Below are 12,724 nucleotides of genomic sequence, written 5' to 3'. Positions count from 1 at the left end.
CGGATGCCACCGTCACCGTCATCGCCACTACCCGTGCCGCTCGAGGGGCTGACCGCGATCGTCACGGGCGCCGGGCGCGGGCTCGGGCGCGCCGAGGCGCTGGAACTGGCCCGGCTGGGCGCGGCCGTCGTCGTCAACGACTACGGGCAGCCCGGCCGTGACGGCTCCGGCGAGGCGTCGGCAGGGCCCGCGCAGGAGGTCGCGGCGGAGATCCGGGCCGCGGGCGGCGCCGCGCTCGCCCACACCGGGGACGTGTCCGACTTCCGGCAGGCCCGCGAGCTCGTCGAGACGGCGATCGCCGAGTTCGGCACACTGGACGTCGTCGTCAACAACGCGGGCATCCTGCGCGACCGCATGGTCTTCTCCATGGCGGAGGAGGAGTGGGACTCGGTGATCCGCGTCCACCTCAAGGGCCACTTCAACACCACCCGCTTCGCCGCCGCGCACTGGCGTGAGCGGTCCAAGGCGGCCGGCGCGCCGGTGTACGGGCGGATCGTGAACACCTCGTCGGAGGCGTTCCTCGCCGGATCGGCGGGCCAGCCCAACTACGCGGCGGCGAAGGGCGGGATCGTCGGCCTGACGACCTCCACCGCCCTGGCGCTCGCCAAGTACGGTGTCACAGCCAACGCGATCTGCCCGCGCGCCCGCACCCGGATGACGGCGGACGTCTTCGCCGGGTTCGAGCAGCCGGCCGACGGGCTCGACCCGCTCGCACCCGAGCATGTCGCCCCGCTCGTCGGCTACTTGGCGTCACCGGCCGCCGCGCGGATCAACGGGCAGCTGCTCGTCGTGCACGGGGGTGTCGTCGCGGTCGTCGAACGGCCCCGGGTGGCGGCGAAGTTCGACAGCAAGCAGGACGCGTTCAGCTTCGACGAGCTGGACGCCGTCCTCGGCGGGTACTACGCGGACCGGCCGGACGGTGAGACGTTCGCGGCGGCCGAGGTGCTGGGCCTGCGACGCGGATAGCGGACAGTCGTCCACGTCGACAGGCGGCGGTACGTACGGGATCCCTAGGGGCGGGCCGGCCTGAGCGCACACGACATGCGCGGGGGCCCGGCCGTCCACGGACGACGCAGCGTCGTCCACGGCCGGCCGGGCCCCCGGCGGCGTACTGTCAGGCAGCCGCTTCGCCGGTGTCGTCGGCCCTGTTCTCGGCCGGCCTGCGATGCCGGCCGTGAGGGGCCGAATCGGCCTCGTGGGCCGAGACCGGGCCCCGGTGGCGGCCGTGTCCGGCCGTCTCCTGGATGTCGGAGGACGGCGCCTGCATGGTGCTGGTGTCGCTCATCGGAAGAATTCACCCCGTCAACATGATCTTTCTTTACAGCCGGGCGATTTTATCCAGCACACCGCGGGGCGAATCCAGGCGGCCACGCCAACCGCCGCTACTTCGTTACAAGGCGGCCGAGCGGGGCCTGTTGCAGAGGCACAGGACGGGCCGCGACCGGTACCGACCCCAGCTCCGACCCCGGCTCCGGCTCTGACGTTCTCCCGGCCGCCTCGCTCGGTTCGGCCCAGTACGGCGCAGCCCAGTACGCCGTCGCGTCGGGCGTCGTCGCTTTGTCCGGGTGTCCAAGGCGCCCGGGGCATTCGGGACGTCCGGGGTGCGGGGGCGAGGTGTCCTCGACGGCCGCCGGGGAGGTCATGACCGGAGCCGTCAGGGGCGCGACCCCGCAGGGCTCCGCGGCCGTGGTGTACGGCAGCCGCAGCACGCCGTCCGGTGTCCACAGTCCACTGCCCGTCAGCCAGCCGTCAGGTGCGGCCAGCTGATGCAGCCGGCGTTCGGTGGGACGCCAGACCCCCACCCAGGCGCCGAAGGGACCGTCGATGCGCAAAGCCACCGCGCACGCCTCCGGCAGCAGGGCCTGACCCGGCTGGATCGCGAAGGGCGTGAGGGCGTGGTCGGGCAGCCGCAGGGACTCCGGGAAGCGGACCGGCAGCGTGCTGCCCACGACCCCCCAGCCCAGCCGGGCCTCTCCCGGCGAGGCGGCGTCCGAGCTGATCAGCAGCAGTCCGCTGTCCGGGTCGGCGAGCAGCAGACGGTCGTCGCTGTCGGCGGAGATCTGCAGCAGCGGCGACACCTCGCCACCGCGCTCGAGGTCCACCACGATGGTCTTGGTCAGCCCGCCGGTCTCACGGTCCAGCGCGAGCATGCGGCCGGTGCGGTCCAGCCACGCGCCGCCGGAGCATCGGCCGGGGATCTCGGCGACGCGCTCGGGGCCGAAGGCGCCGCCCGCCACCAGCCACACGGCCGTCGTCCAGGGGCCGACGGCGAGGGCGTACGCGCGCTCGCCGCAGGGGGCCGGCGGGAGCAGCCGCAGCTCGACGCCGTCGTCCGGGCACTCGACGGCGCCCAGCGGCAGCTCGCCGGTGCCGGGTCCGGTCGGGTACAGCAGGGAGAACGCGTGTCGTCCGTCGGTCGGCCGCCGGATCAGGACCCGGCCGTCGGCCATCGGCTGGACCTCCGTACCGGGCTCCTCCGGCTGGTTGCCGGCCAGGGGCACGGCGTACGGCTCGGGACCGTCCAGGGTCCAGCGCTCGGGGAACAGGGAGTCGCCGTCCCCGGCGAGGCGTGCGGCGTAGGCGCCGTTCGCGGTCAGCACACACGGGGCGGGGGGCGCGACGCCGTACCCGTCGGCCGGGGGCGTCACACGCCGCCCGTGCGCCGCGGACACGGGGGCCGGGACAGGCGCGGATGGACGCAGGGGCGCGGGTGTGGGCGGGGGCGTGCTTGTGGGCGCGGTTACAGGTGCGGGTGCGGGTGTGATTGCGGGTGCGGGTGTGATCGCGGGTGCGGGTGGGGGCGGCGAGGGCTCGCCGGCACCCTGCTCCCGGTGGTCCCGGTCTTCGGCGTACTCGGGGTGTTCAGGGCGCTCGGTGTACTCGGTGTACTCGGTGTACTCGGTGTACTTGGTGTATTCGAGGCGCTCGGTGTACTCGAGGCGCTCGGTGTACTCGAGGCGCTCAGCGTGCTCGGGGTGTTCGGGGCGCTCCTCGTCCTCTCGTTCCTCCGGGTCCTCCCCGTCCTCCGGGGCTTCCCGGTCCTCCGTGTCCGCCGCGGTGGGCTCGATCGCACAGGCCGGCATCGTCATCGTTCCGCCACCTCCGGCGACGAAGCTAGTTTTCGCACGCACGGGCGTGGGACCCACGGGCGGTCTTCTTCCCTCGTAAGAGTGGTGCAGAAGCGATTCGCCTGAGGGTCGCGGAAGGCGTGTGCATGCCGAGCCGGCGGTTACCTCCCCGCAGAACGGCCAGGTAGCCTTTCGTTCGTGCCCCGTCTGTCTGAAGTCATCGCCGCGCTGGACGATCTGTGGCCCTCCGAGCGGGCCGAGTCCTGGGACGCGGTCGGCACCGTCGTGGGCGATCCCGACCAGGAGGTCTCCCGCGTCCTCTTCGCCGTCGATCCCGTCCAGGAGGTCGTCGAGGAGGCCGTGAAGATCGGCGCGGGCCTGCTCGTCACCCACCACCCGCTGTATCTGCGCGGTACGACCACCGTCGCCGCCTCCACGTTCAAGGGCCGCGTCGTGCACACCCTCATCAAGAACGACATCGCCCTGCACGTCGCGCACACCAACGCCGACAGCGCCGATCCCGGGGTGAGCGACGCCCTCGCCGGCGCGCTCGGCCTGCGGGTCGTCGGCCCCCTCGTGCCGGACCCGAGCGACGGCGAAGGGCGCCGGGGCCTCGGCCGCGTCTGCGAGCTCGACCACCCGCTCACCGTCCGCGAGCTCGCCGCCCGGGCCGCCGAGCGGCTGCCGGCCACCGCGCAGGGCATCCGGGTGGCCGGCGATCCGGACGCGCTCGTACGGACCGTCGCCGTCAGCGGCGGCTCCGGGGACAGCCTCTTCGAGCAGGTCCGGGCCGCCGGCGTCGACGCCTTCCTCACCGCGGACCTGCGCCACCACCCCGTCTCCGAGGCCCGCGCCCACAGTCCTCTCGCGCTGCTCGACGCGGCGCACTGGGCCACCGAGTGGCCCTGGTGCGAGCTGGCCGCCGCCCAGCTCGACGAGATCTCCGACCGGAGGGGATGGGACCTGCGGGTCCACGTCTCCCGCACGGTCACCGACCCCTGGACCGCCCACGCGGCGTCCACCGCCACCTCTAGCTCAATGGGAGCCCCCAACTGAACGCCGCGCCCGCCGACCAGATCCGACTCCTCGACGTCCAGGGCCTCGACGTCCGACTGCAGCAGCTCGCCCACAAGCGCAGGTCCCTGCCCGAGCACGCCGAGATCGAGTCGCTGACCAAGGACCTCACCCAGCTGCGCGACCTTCTCGTGGCCGCCCAGACCGAGGAGAGCGACACCGCCCGCGAGCAGACCAAGGCCGAGCAGGACGTCGACCAGGTGCGCCAGCGCGCCACCCGTGACCAGCAGCGACTGGACTCGGGCGCCGTCACCTCCCCGAAGGACCTCGAGAACCTGCAGCGGGAGATCGTCTCCCTCGCCAAGCGCCAGGGCGACCTCGAGGACGTCGTCCTGGAGATCATGGAGCGCCGCGAGAGCGCCCAGGAGCGGGCCGCCGAGCTGACCGAGCGGGTCGGCTCCGTGCAGGGCAAGATCGACGACGCCACCGCGCGCCGGAACGCCGCCTTCGAGGAGCTCGACGGCGAGGCCGCCACCGTCACCAAGGAGCGCGAGGTCGTCGCCGCCTCCCTGCCGGCCGACCTGCTCAAGCTGTACGACAAGCTGCGCGAGCAGCAGGGCGGCATCGGCGCGGCCCGGCTCCACCAGCGCACCTGCCAGGGCTGCCGCCAGGAGCTGGCCATCACCGACATCAACGAGATCCGCTCGGCCGCGCCCGACACGGTCGTACGGTGCGAGAACTGCCGCCGTATCCTCGTGCGCACGTCCGACTCGGGGCTGTAACCGGTAAGGGGCCTGCAACGTGCGGGAGTTCATCGTCGAGGCCGACGGGGGGTCACGGGGCAACCCGGGGCCCGCGGGCTACGGCAGCGTGGTGATCGACGCGACCACGGGGGAGACCCTCGCCGAGCGGGCCGAGTTCATCGGCGTCGCCACCAACAACGTGGCCGAGTACCGGGGTCTGCTGGCCGGACTGCGCGCCGCCCGCGAACTCGACCCTTCGGCCAGGGTGCGCGTGCGCATGGACTCCAAGCTGGTCGTCGAGCAGATGTCGGGCCGCTGGAAGATCAAGCATCCCGACATGAAGCCGCTTGCGGCGGAGGCTGCCCGGGTGCTTCCGCCCGGGCAGGTCACCTACGAGTGGATTCCGCGCGCGCAGAACAAGCACGCCGACCGCCTCGCGAACGAGGCGATGGACGCGGGCAAGCGGGGCGAGCAGTGGGACGAGGGCGCGTCACGAGCCGCGCTCGGCGCTCGCCCGCCCGCCGCGGTCCCGGCGGCTCCCGAGCCGTCCGGCCCTCCCGGCGACGCCGTCGCGGGCGCGGCGAAGGCCCGCGAGGCCCTTTCCCGGGCGGCGGCGGAAAGAATTACGGAAGCGGCTGCGCGAGGCGGTGCCGGGGCAGCCGCGGAAGAACGCGTGGAAGCCGTTCCGCAAGGTCGCGCGGGAGCCGTCGGGGAAACAGGTTCGGAAGCGGTTCGGCAAAGCGGGCTGGGAGCCGTCGAGGGATCGCGTTCGGAAGCGGTTTCGCAAGGTCGCGCGGGAGCCGTCGGGGAATCAGGTTCGGAAGCGGTTTCGCAAGGTCGCGCGGGAGCCGTCGGGGAATCAGGTTCGGAAGCGGTTTCGCAAGGTCGCGTGGGCACGGCACCGGGAACCCGAGTGGAAGCCGTTGCGGAAGATGTGCGGAGAACCGTTGTGGAAGCCGTTGCGGAGCCTGGCGCCAAGACCGGCGACGACGTGCGTGCCGCCCGCGCGGTCGCTCTGCCCACCGTAGAAGCCGCAGCTTCCGCCGCCGAGCCCGCCGTTGCGCCGACCGTCGGCTGGGGTGCGGCTCCCGATCTCGGTGCGCCGGCCACCTTCGTGCTGCTGCGGCACGGTGAGACGCCGCTGACTCCGCAGAAGCGGTTCTCCGGAAGCGGCGGCACCGATCCCTCGCTCTCCGACGTCGGCAGGGGGCAGGCCGAGCGGGTCGCCGCCGCGCTCGCCCGGCGCGGCACCGTCCAGCACGTCCTCGCCTCCCCGCTGGCCCGTACCCGTGAGACGGCCGGCATCGTGGCTGACCGCCTCGGCCTGCAGGTCACCGTCGAGGACGGGCTGATCGAGACGGACTTCGGCGCCTGGGAGGGGCTGACCTTCGGCGAGGTCCGCGAACGCTACCCCGACGACCTGAACGCCTGGCTCGCCGACCCGGAGGCCGAGCCGACCGGCGGCGGCGAGAGCTTCGCGGCCACCGCCCTCCGGATCGCCGCCGCCCGCGACCGGCTGGTCGCCGCGTACGCGGGCCGCACGGTCCTGCTGGTCACCCATGTGACCCCGATCAAGACGCTCGTGCGGCTCGCCCTGGGCGCACCGCCGGAGTCCTTGTTCCGCATGGAACTGTCGGCGGCCTCGCTGTCGGCCGTGGCCTACTACGCGGACGGGAACGCGAGCGTCCGGCTCTTCAACGACACGTCCCACCTTCGGCCCTGAGGCCGGACGCGGTCCTGACGCCTTCGGCCCTGAGGCCGGACGCGGTCCGGGCGAGCTCCTCGATCCGAGGCCGGTCCCGGGCCGCGACCGCGTCCGCCGGAACCATTCAACTCTCGCCCACGCAGCCGACGTTGGGCAGCGCGAGGTAGTCGGGTGCGTTCTTCGGGCCGATGCCGCCCGTCGGGCAGAACCGGGCCTGCGGCAGCGGACCGGCGAGCGAGCGCAGATAGGCGGCGCCGCCCGCCGCCTCCGCCGGGAAGAACTTCATCTCCCGCACGCCCCGCTCCAGCAGCGCCACGACCTCCGACGTCGTCGACACCCCGGGCAGGAAGGGCAGCCCGGACGCCGGCAACGCCGTCCGCAGGGCGCCCGTCCAGCCGGGGCTCACCAGGAACCGGGCGCCGGCGGCCCCGCACGCCGTCACCTGCTTCGATGTGATCACCGTGCCCGCCTCGCCCGTCCTCACCCTCAGTGCACCTCGTCCACCAGCACGTCCAGCGTCCGGGCCGCGCCCGCCCGGGCCGGGGCGTGCTCCTCCACCACGTACCCGAGGTCCCGCAGGGCCTCCACCAGCTCGGCCGGGCCCTTCGGGGCGATTCCCGCCGTCAGCAGGCTCCGTACGATCCGCCCCTTCGTCGCCTTGTTGAAGTGGCTGACGACCTTACGCGTCGGCGCGTGCAGCACCCGCACGCTCGCCGTCCGCGCCGCGACCTCGCCCTTCGGCTTCCACGCCGCCGCGTACGCCGCCGACCGCAGGTCCAGCACCAGCCCGCCCCCGGCCGCCTCGGTCAGCGCGGACTCCATCGGCGTGCGCCAGTGCGCGCCCAACGCGCCCAGCCCCGGCAGCCGCACGCCCATCGAGCAGCGGTAGGACGGGATCCGGTCCGTCACGCGGACGGCGCCCCACAGTCCGGAGAAGACGAGGAGCGACCTGGCCGCACGCCGCTTCGCCGCCGCGTCGAGCGAGGCCAGCCCGAGGGCGTCGTACAGGATGCCGGTGTAGACCTCCCCGGCCGGCCGCGCGCCCGCCGTCCGCAGCCGCGCGTTCTTCGCGATCTCACCGCGCAGCCCTTCACTCAGTCCGAGCACCTCGCGCGCCTTCTCCTCGTCGGCCGCGCACAACTCGACCAGCTCGTCGAGGACGGCCTCACGAGCCGCGCCCAGTCCCGGCAGCGACAGGGCCTCCGGCTTGAGCGGGGCGCCGCGCCCGGAGGACGCCTTGCCTTCGGAGGGCGGCAGCAGGACCAGCACGGGACATCTCCTTCGATAGAGCTCTGCCGCGCCAGCGTACGGCGTGCCGCACACCGGCCTCCGCCCCGCTCCGACGCCGACGCGGCGGTGGAGGTGGAGGTGGAGGTGGCCGACGGTCATCGGGTCGCGGAAAAGTGCCGCGTTCGAGGTGCGGGAGGGGAGGCGTCGTCCTCGTCCCGGCATCTCCGGGAGTGCTCGCCGGTGCCCGCCCCGTGCCCACCTTGACGGCTAACGGCGTTAGCCGTACCGTCGTGACGACAGGCGGGCTAACACTGTTAGCTTGATGGGTCGCACCGCCGAGACCCAGTAGACGACGTCCAGGGGGCAGACATGAGCACGGCCACCACCAGCTCGCGCACCCACACCAGCACCAGCACGCGCACGGGCTCCGGCTTCCGTGGCGTCCGCCGCGCGGCCTGGCTGGCGAACGCCGTGTTCTGGTCGGCCTTCGCGGTACTGGAGTCCGTGAACCACGGCTGGCTCGCGGGCGGTCTCGCCCTCGCTTTCCTGATCCTGCCGGACCTGACGTTCCTGGTCGCCCTCGACGAGGCGCCCCGCATGGCGAAGGGGCAGCTCCCGCCCCGGGCGGTGCCGTACTACAACACGATGCACGCCGCCGTCGTCCCGCTCGCCCTCATGGTCCTCTACACGTTCGGGCCGTTCGCCGCCTGGCCCCCGCTGTTCGCGGCACTGTGCGGATGGCTCGCCCACATCTCGTACGATCGCGCCTTCGGCTACGGACTGCGCACCAAGGAGGGCTTCCAGCGTGACTGAGCGGCTCACGCCCCGCGCCCGCGAGATCGCGGCGGCCGCCCGGACCCTCCTGGAGGAGGCCGGGCCCGCCGCGCTCACCATGCGCGCACTCGCCGACCACCTCGGCATCAAGGCGCCCTCGCTCTACAAGCACTTCCCCGACAAGCACGCCGTCGAGGTCGAACTGGTCGCGCAGATGCTGCAGGAGTCGGCGGAGGCGCTGGAGGCGGCCGAGGCGCGAGAGCCGGGTTCCCTGCCCGCACTGGCACAGGCGTACCGCGCCTACGCCCTCGCCCACCCCCACCTCTACTGCCTGGCCACGGAACGCCCGCTGCCCCGCGCCGCCCTGCCCGCCGGCCTGGAGGACCGGGCCGCGATGCCCCTGCTGCTGGCCTGCGACGGCGACCTGGACCTGGCCCGCGCGATCTGGGCCTTCGCCCACGGCATGGTGGTCCTGGAGATCCACAGCCGGTTTCCGGACGACGCCGAGCTCCCGGCGGCATGGAAACGCGGCCTGAAGGCGTTGCACCGCTAGGAGCCGGGGAGCCGGGGAGCCGGGGAGCCGGGGAGCCGGGGGAGCCGGGGAGCCGGGGGAGCCCGAGATCCGGGAAGTCCGGAGGCCCAGGCACCCAGGGAGAGCCAGGAGCCCCGGAGGTTCGAAGGCGCGAAGGCGCGAAGGGCGCGGGCCGCGAGAGCATGCAGGGGGCGTCGGATGAGTCGTGAACAGGCGTCGTGGACCAGGGCGCGGCTGGGCCGTCAAGGACCGCCCCTCGACCTGCTCACCGCCCGCTTCGAGCGGCACGTCTACGCCCCGCACGCCCACGAGGAGTTCACCGTCGGTGTCTGCGTGGGCGGCTCGGAGATCATCGACTACCGAGGCGGCCACATCCGGACCGGTCCCGGCTCCATCGTCGTCCTGGCCCCGGGGGAGACGCACACCGGCGGCCCGGGCGACGCCGTCGGCGGTTACGCCTACCGCGCGTTGTACGCCGGCCCCGCCCTCCTCACCGAGGGCACGCTCGGCGGTGTGCCGCACTTCCGTGAGCCCCTCCTCGACGACCCCGAACTGGCCGCCGCCCTGCGCCGGGCGCACAGGGAACTGTCCGCCTGTCCCGACCCGCTGGAGGCCGAGTCGCGCCTCCCGTGGCTGCTGACGGCCCTCGCCCGCCGCCACTCCACGGCCCGTCCGGTGTGCGACGCGATCCCCGGCGCCGAGCACATCGCCCGCGCCGTGCGGACCCGCCTCGCCGACGAACTCCTCGCCCCGCCCTCGCTCGCCGACCTGGCGACGGACCTGGGCCTGTCCCGCTACCAGCTCCTGCGCGCCTTCCGTACGGCGGCCGGTATGCCGCCCTACGCCTGGCTGGCCCAGCACCGGGTCGCCCGGGCCCGTGGCCTGCTGGAGTCGGGGCTGCGCCCCGCAGAGGTCGCCGGCCTGGTCGGTTTCGCGGACCAGGCCCACCTCACCCGCTGGTTCCGCCGCGTCCTCGGCGTCACCCCGGCGGCGTACCGCAACAGCGTTCAAGACACGTGACCCGGGCCGCGTCGACACTGCGGGCATGACTGCACGCGGCTGGTTGCTGTTCTCCCTCATGGGAGTGATCTGGGGCATCCCCTATCTGCTGATAAAGATCGCGGTGGAGGATCTCTCCCCGTCCATGGTGGTGTTCGTGCGCTGCGCGCTCGGCGCCCTCCTCCTGCTCCCGTTCGCGCTCCGCCAGGGCGGCCTGGTCCGCACCGTGCGGGCGCACTGGGCGCCCATGCTGGCCTTCGCGTGCATCGAGATCATCGGCCCGTGGTTCACCCTGACCGACGCCGAGCGGCACCTGTCGAGCTCCACCGCCGGACTGCTGATCGCGGGCGTCCCGATCGTCGGCGTCCTGGCCGCCCGCTTCCTCGGCGACGCGGAGGTGCTGGGCGTACGCCGCGTCGCGGGCCTCGCCCTGGGCCTGGCCGGCGTCGGGGTCCTCACGGTCCCGCACTTGACGGGAGGAGACGCCCGCTCACTCGGCGAGGTCCTGCTCACGGTGCTGGGCTACGCCACGGCCCCCCTGATCGCGGCCCGCCGCCTCAAGGACGTCCCCACCCTCCAGCTCATCGTCCCCTGCCTGGCCCTGGCGGCACTGGTCTACGCCCCGGCAGCGGCCGCGTCCTGGCCGGCCGAGCTCCCTTCCACCTCGGTGCTGGCGGCGCTCGCGGGCCTCGGCGTCCTCTGCACGGCGGTGGCCTTCGTCGGCTTCCTGGAACTGATCAGGGAGGTGGGCCCCACCCGCTCGACGGTCATCACCTACGTGAACCCGGCGGTCGCGGTGGCGGCAGGCGCCCTGTTCCTGGACGAGCCCCTGACGTCCGGCATCCTCGCGGCCTTCGCACTGATCCTGACCGGCTCCGTCCTGGCCACGGCGTCGAGCCCGAAGCGCGACGCGGCCTCCCGCCCGAAGCGCGACGCGGCCTCCCGCCCGAAGCGGGACGCCGTCCCGGGCCCGAGGCGCGGCCTCCGCCCGGTACCATGGTCGACACGGCAGACGAGCCGGGCGGGCGGCCGCGTGGAGTCCCTTACGGGACTTCCCGAGGAACGTCCGGGCTCCACAGGGCAGGGTGATGGCTAACGGCCACCCGGGGTGACCCGCGGGACAGTGCCACAGAAAACAGACCGCCGGGGATTTCGGTCCTCGGTAAGGGTGAAACGGTGGTGTAAGAGACCACCAGTGCCCAGGGCGACCTGGGCAGCTAGGTAAACCCCACCCGGAGCAAGGTCAAAAGGAAGCGCCTTCCAGGATGTGAAGGTGTTTCTGCGCGGACGTTCGAGGGCTGCCCGCCCGAGTCCGCGGGTAGACCGCACGAGGCCGGCGGCAACGCCGGCCCTAGATGGATGGCCGTCACCGAGGACGTCGCGAGACCCCTCGGCACAGAACCCGGCGTACAGCCCGACTCGTCTGCCGCCACCTGCGGCTTCGCCTGGGAAAGGGCCTCTGATCTGCGACGGAGGCCCTTTCCGATCTTTCAGGAGCTTGCCGTGTTAGGCGGCAAAAAGTCCCTCGGAAGTCCCTCGGACAGAGCTGAAAGTCCCTGAAAAGTCCCTGGAGCGGAGTGGTGGGCGAGGCCTATGAGCTGGCGGTTCGCGACAGTCGTCGGAGCATGGCGTTGGAGCCGCTGGCAGGGGGTGGTCTTGGCTCGGCCGGATTACGTGGCCTCGGCGTCGGCCGTCGTGTCGGTTCGCGTGGCCTGTTGTCCGGCGCTCACGTTCGGCTCCGGCTTGGGCTCTGGCCGACATTGCCGCCCTCTCGGTCCCGCGGGCGGGCCAGATAGTCCTGAAGACGCGCGTGCCGGAATTCGTAGTAAGGGCCCGCCTCCCGCAGCACCTCCAGTCTGCAGGCATCGTCCAGAAACCGCATGGCCCGCAGCGGGAGAACCCGCTTGGCCCACAGCTGTACGAACACGACTACGGTCCGCCAACGGTGGGACACGGTGAGCCCTGCCGCGACCCCGGTCAGCAGGCTGATGACCGTTCCGGTGATGAGCCCGACCCGTATCGCGATCCCGAGCGGATCATGGCAGGCCGTGGCAAGGGCGTCGGTCAGCCCGGGGGCGCAACCCCATGGCTAGTCCGAAGACGACTCCCGTCGACAGGCTGTGCCGTCGGTGCTGGTCCCAGGCAGACGCGGGGCCCACGGGAGAGTCCGTGTCCGGCAAAATCCGGGCGATGCCATCATTCTGAGCCAATGGTGGAGCCCCCGATCGGGTGCTCCACCCCTGCGCTGAACAATCCCGCGTTGAAGGTGGAGGGTGTGAAATTTACCGGTTGACTCCGCCGACCCGGGTCGATGCGGCGAGCGACGGCCCTGGCGGGTATTTCACCGACCGTGCTGAGGGACAGCCCGATTGAGCCCGTTTTCATGATCCAGGGACTGTCCGGCGGGTAGAAGGAGCACACCAGCGCGCGTAGTCGGAACGTGCGCTCGGGGGTGAGCCCCGCAGTGCAGGCGCACCACTCGGCGGGAGCGTAGGTCTCGGACACAGGCAACAGGTCCTGGCCGAACGACAGCCTACGCGCCAGGTGTCCGGACACCGGTGGCGTGCCCAGGGTGCGTTCGGGGATGAGGGGGACCTCCTGCAAGGGAATGGTCCAGCCGTTCGCCGCCGTCATGTTGCCTCCTGCGCGGTGTAGTGCC

General features: G+C 72.8%; 11 protein-coding genes, 1 other RNA gene and 2 pseudogenes. 9 read left to right on the top strand and 5 right to left on the bottom strand.

Annotated elements, in window-relative coordinates; genetic code table 11:
* Positions 1-3: 3 nt before the first annotated feature.
* Positions 4-966 carry a 3-oxoacyl-ACP reductase gene (locus QA802_RS13240; protein ID WP_334521591.1) on the top strand — a complete coding sequence of 321 codons (963 nt, stop codon included), beginning with the start codon at positions 4-6 and terminating at the stop codon, positions 964-966.
* Between the two features lie 148 nt (positions 967-1,114).
* Here QA802_RS13240 and QA802_RS13235 read toward each other — a convergent pair whose 3' ends face one another.
* Positions 1,115-1,285: a hypothetical protein gene (locus QA802_RS13235; protein ID WP_319169686.1), complete on the bottom strand. Its 171-nt coding sequence runs from the start codon at positions 1,283-1,285 to the stop codon at positions 1,115-1,117.
* A gap of 97 nt (positions 1,286-1,382) precedes the next feature.
* A complete protein-coding gene (locus QA802_RS13230) occupies positions 1,383-2,648 on the bottom strand; it encodes a hypothetical protein (protein ID WP_334534584.1) in 1,266 nt (421 codons plus the stop codon).
* Between the two features lie 618 nt (positions 2,649-3,266).
* On the opposite strand from QA802_RS13230, the gene QA802_RS13225 reads away from it, so the two are divergent.
* Genes QA802_RS13225 through QA802_RS13215 form a run of 3 tightly spaced genes read left to right on the top strand, consistent with a single transcriptional unit; the run spans position 3,267 to position 6,548 of the window.
* On the top strand, positions 3,267-4,124 hold the full coding sequence (locus QA802_RS13225) for a Nif3-like dinuclear metal center hexameric protein (protein WP_334521586.1): 858 nt from the start codon (positions 3,267-3,269) through the stop codon (positions 4,122-4,124).
* Positions 4,121-4,864, top strand: a complete 744-nt coding sequence (locus QA802_RS13220; RefSeq protein WP_334534581.1) for a zinc ribbon domain-containing protein — start codon at positions 4,121-4,123, stop codon at positions 4,862-4,864. Before QA802_RS13225 ends, QA802_RS13220 begins: the two co-directional genes overlap by 4 nt.
* 19 nt (positions 4,865-4,883) lie before the next feature.
* Positions 4,884-6,548 (top strand): bifunctional RNase H/acid phosphatase, encoded by a 1,665-nt coding sequence (locus QA802_RS13215; RefSeq protein WP_334521583.1) that lies wholly within the window; start codon positions 4,884-4,886, stop codon positions 6,546-6,548.
* On the opposite strand, the pseudogene eda reads toward QA802_RS13215, so the two are convergent.
* Together eda and yaaA are read right to left on the bottom strand one after the other, a co-directional pair.
* Positions 6,520-6,999 (bottom strand): annotated as a pseudogene (gene eda, locus QA802_RS13210) (bifunctional 4-hydroxy-2-oxoglutarate aldolase/2-dehydro-3-deoxy-phosphogluconate aldolase); the annotation flags it as partial. The gene QA802_RS13215 and the pseudogene eda overlap by 29 nt on opposite strands.
* Before the next feature lie 17 nt (positions 7,000-7,016).
* Positions 7,017-7,799 (bottom strand): peroxide stress protein YaaA, encoded by a 783-nt coding sequence (gene yaaA, locus QA802_RS13205; protein WP_334521580.1) that lies wholly within the window; start codon positions 7,797-7,799, stop codon positions 7,017-7,019.
* Positions 7,800-8,129: 330 nt separating this feature from the next.
* Between yaaA and QA802_RS13200 the strand changes: the two genes are divergently transcribed.
* The 5 genes and pseudogenes from QA802_RS13200 (at position 8,130) to rnpB (ending at position 11,491) form a co-directional block, all read left to right on the top strand.
* Positions 8,130-8,573: a DUF4260 family protein gene (locus tag QA802_RS13200; protein WP_334521577.1), complete on the top strand. Its 444-nt coding sequence runs from the start codon at positions 8,130-8,132 to the stop codon at positions 8,571-8,573.
* Complete coding sequence (locus QA802_RS13195; RefSeq protein WP_334521574.1) at positions 8,566-9,087, top strand: TetR/AcrR family transcriptional regulator; 522 nt, start codon at positions 8,566-8,568, stop codon at positions 9,085-9,087. The genes QA802_RS13200 and QA802_RS13195 overlap by 8 nt, the downstream gene beginning before the upstream one ends.
* Before the next feature lie 177 nt (positions 9,088-9,264).
* Complete coding sequence (locus QA802_RS13190) at positions 9,265-10,086, top strand: helix-turn-helix domain-containing protein (RefSeq protein ID WP_334521571.1); 822 nt, start codon at positions 9,265-9,267, stop codon at positions 10,084-10,086.
* Positions 10,087-10,111: 25 nt separating this feature from the next.
* Positions 10,112-10,961: pseudogene (locus QA802_RS41540) on the top strand (DMT family transporter); the annotation flags it as partial.
* A gap of 117 nt (positions 10,962-11,078) precedes the next feature.
* Positions 11,079-11,491: RNase P RNA component class A (gene rnpB, locus QA802_RS13185), an RNA gene on the top strand.
* Between the two features lie 770 nt (positions 11,492-12,261).
* Here rnpB and QA802_RS13180 read toward each other — a convergent pair.
* Positions 12,262-12,699: a hypothetical protein gene (locus QA802_RS13180; RefSeq protein WP_050398440.1), complete on the bottom strand. Its 438-nt coding sequence runs from the start codon at positions 12,697-12,699 to the stop codon at positions 12,262-12,264.
* Positions 12,700-12,724 lie beyond the last annotated feature (25 nt).

This window comes from Streptomyces sp. B21-105, from assembly GCF_036898465.1.
Taxonomy (GTDB): Bacteria; Actinomycetota; Actinomycetes; order Streptomycetales; family Streptomycetaceae; genus Streptomyces.
The sequence above is the reverse complement of the archived record's forward strand: the minus strand, read 5'-3'. Positions and strand labels throughout refer to the sequence as shown.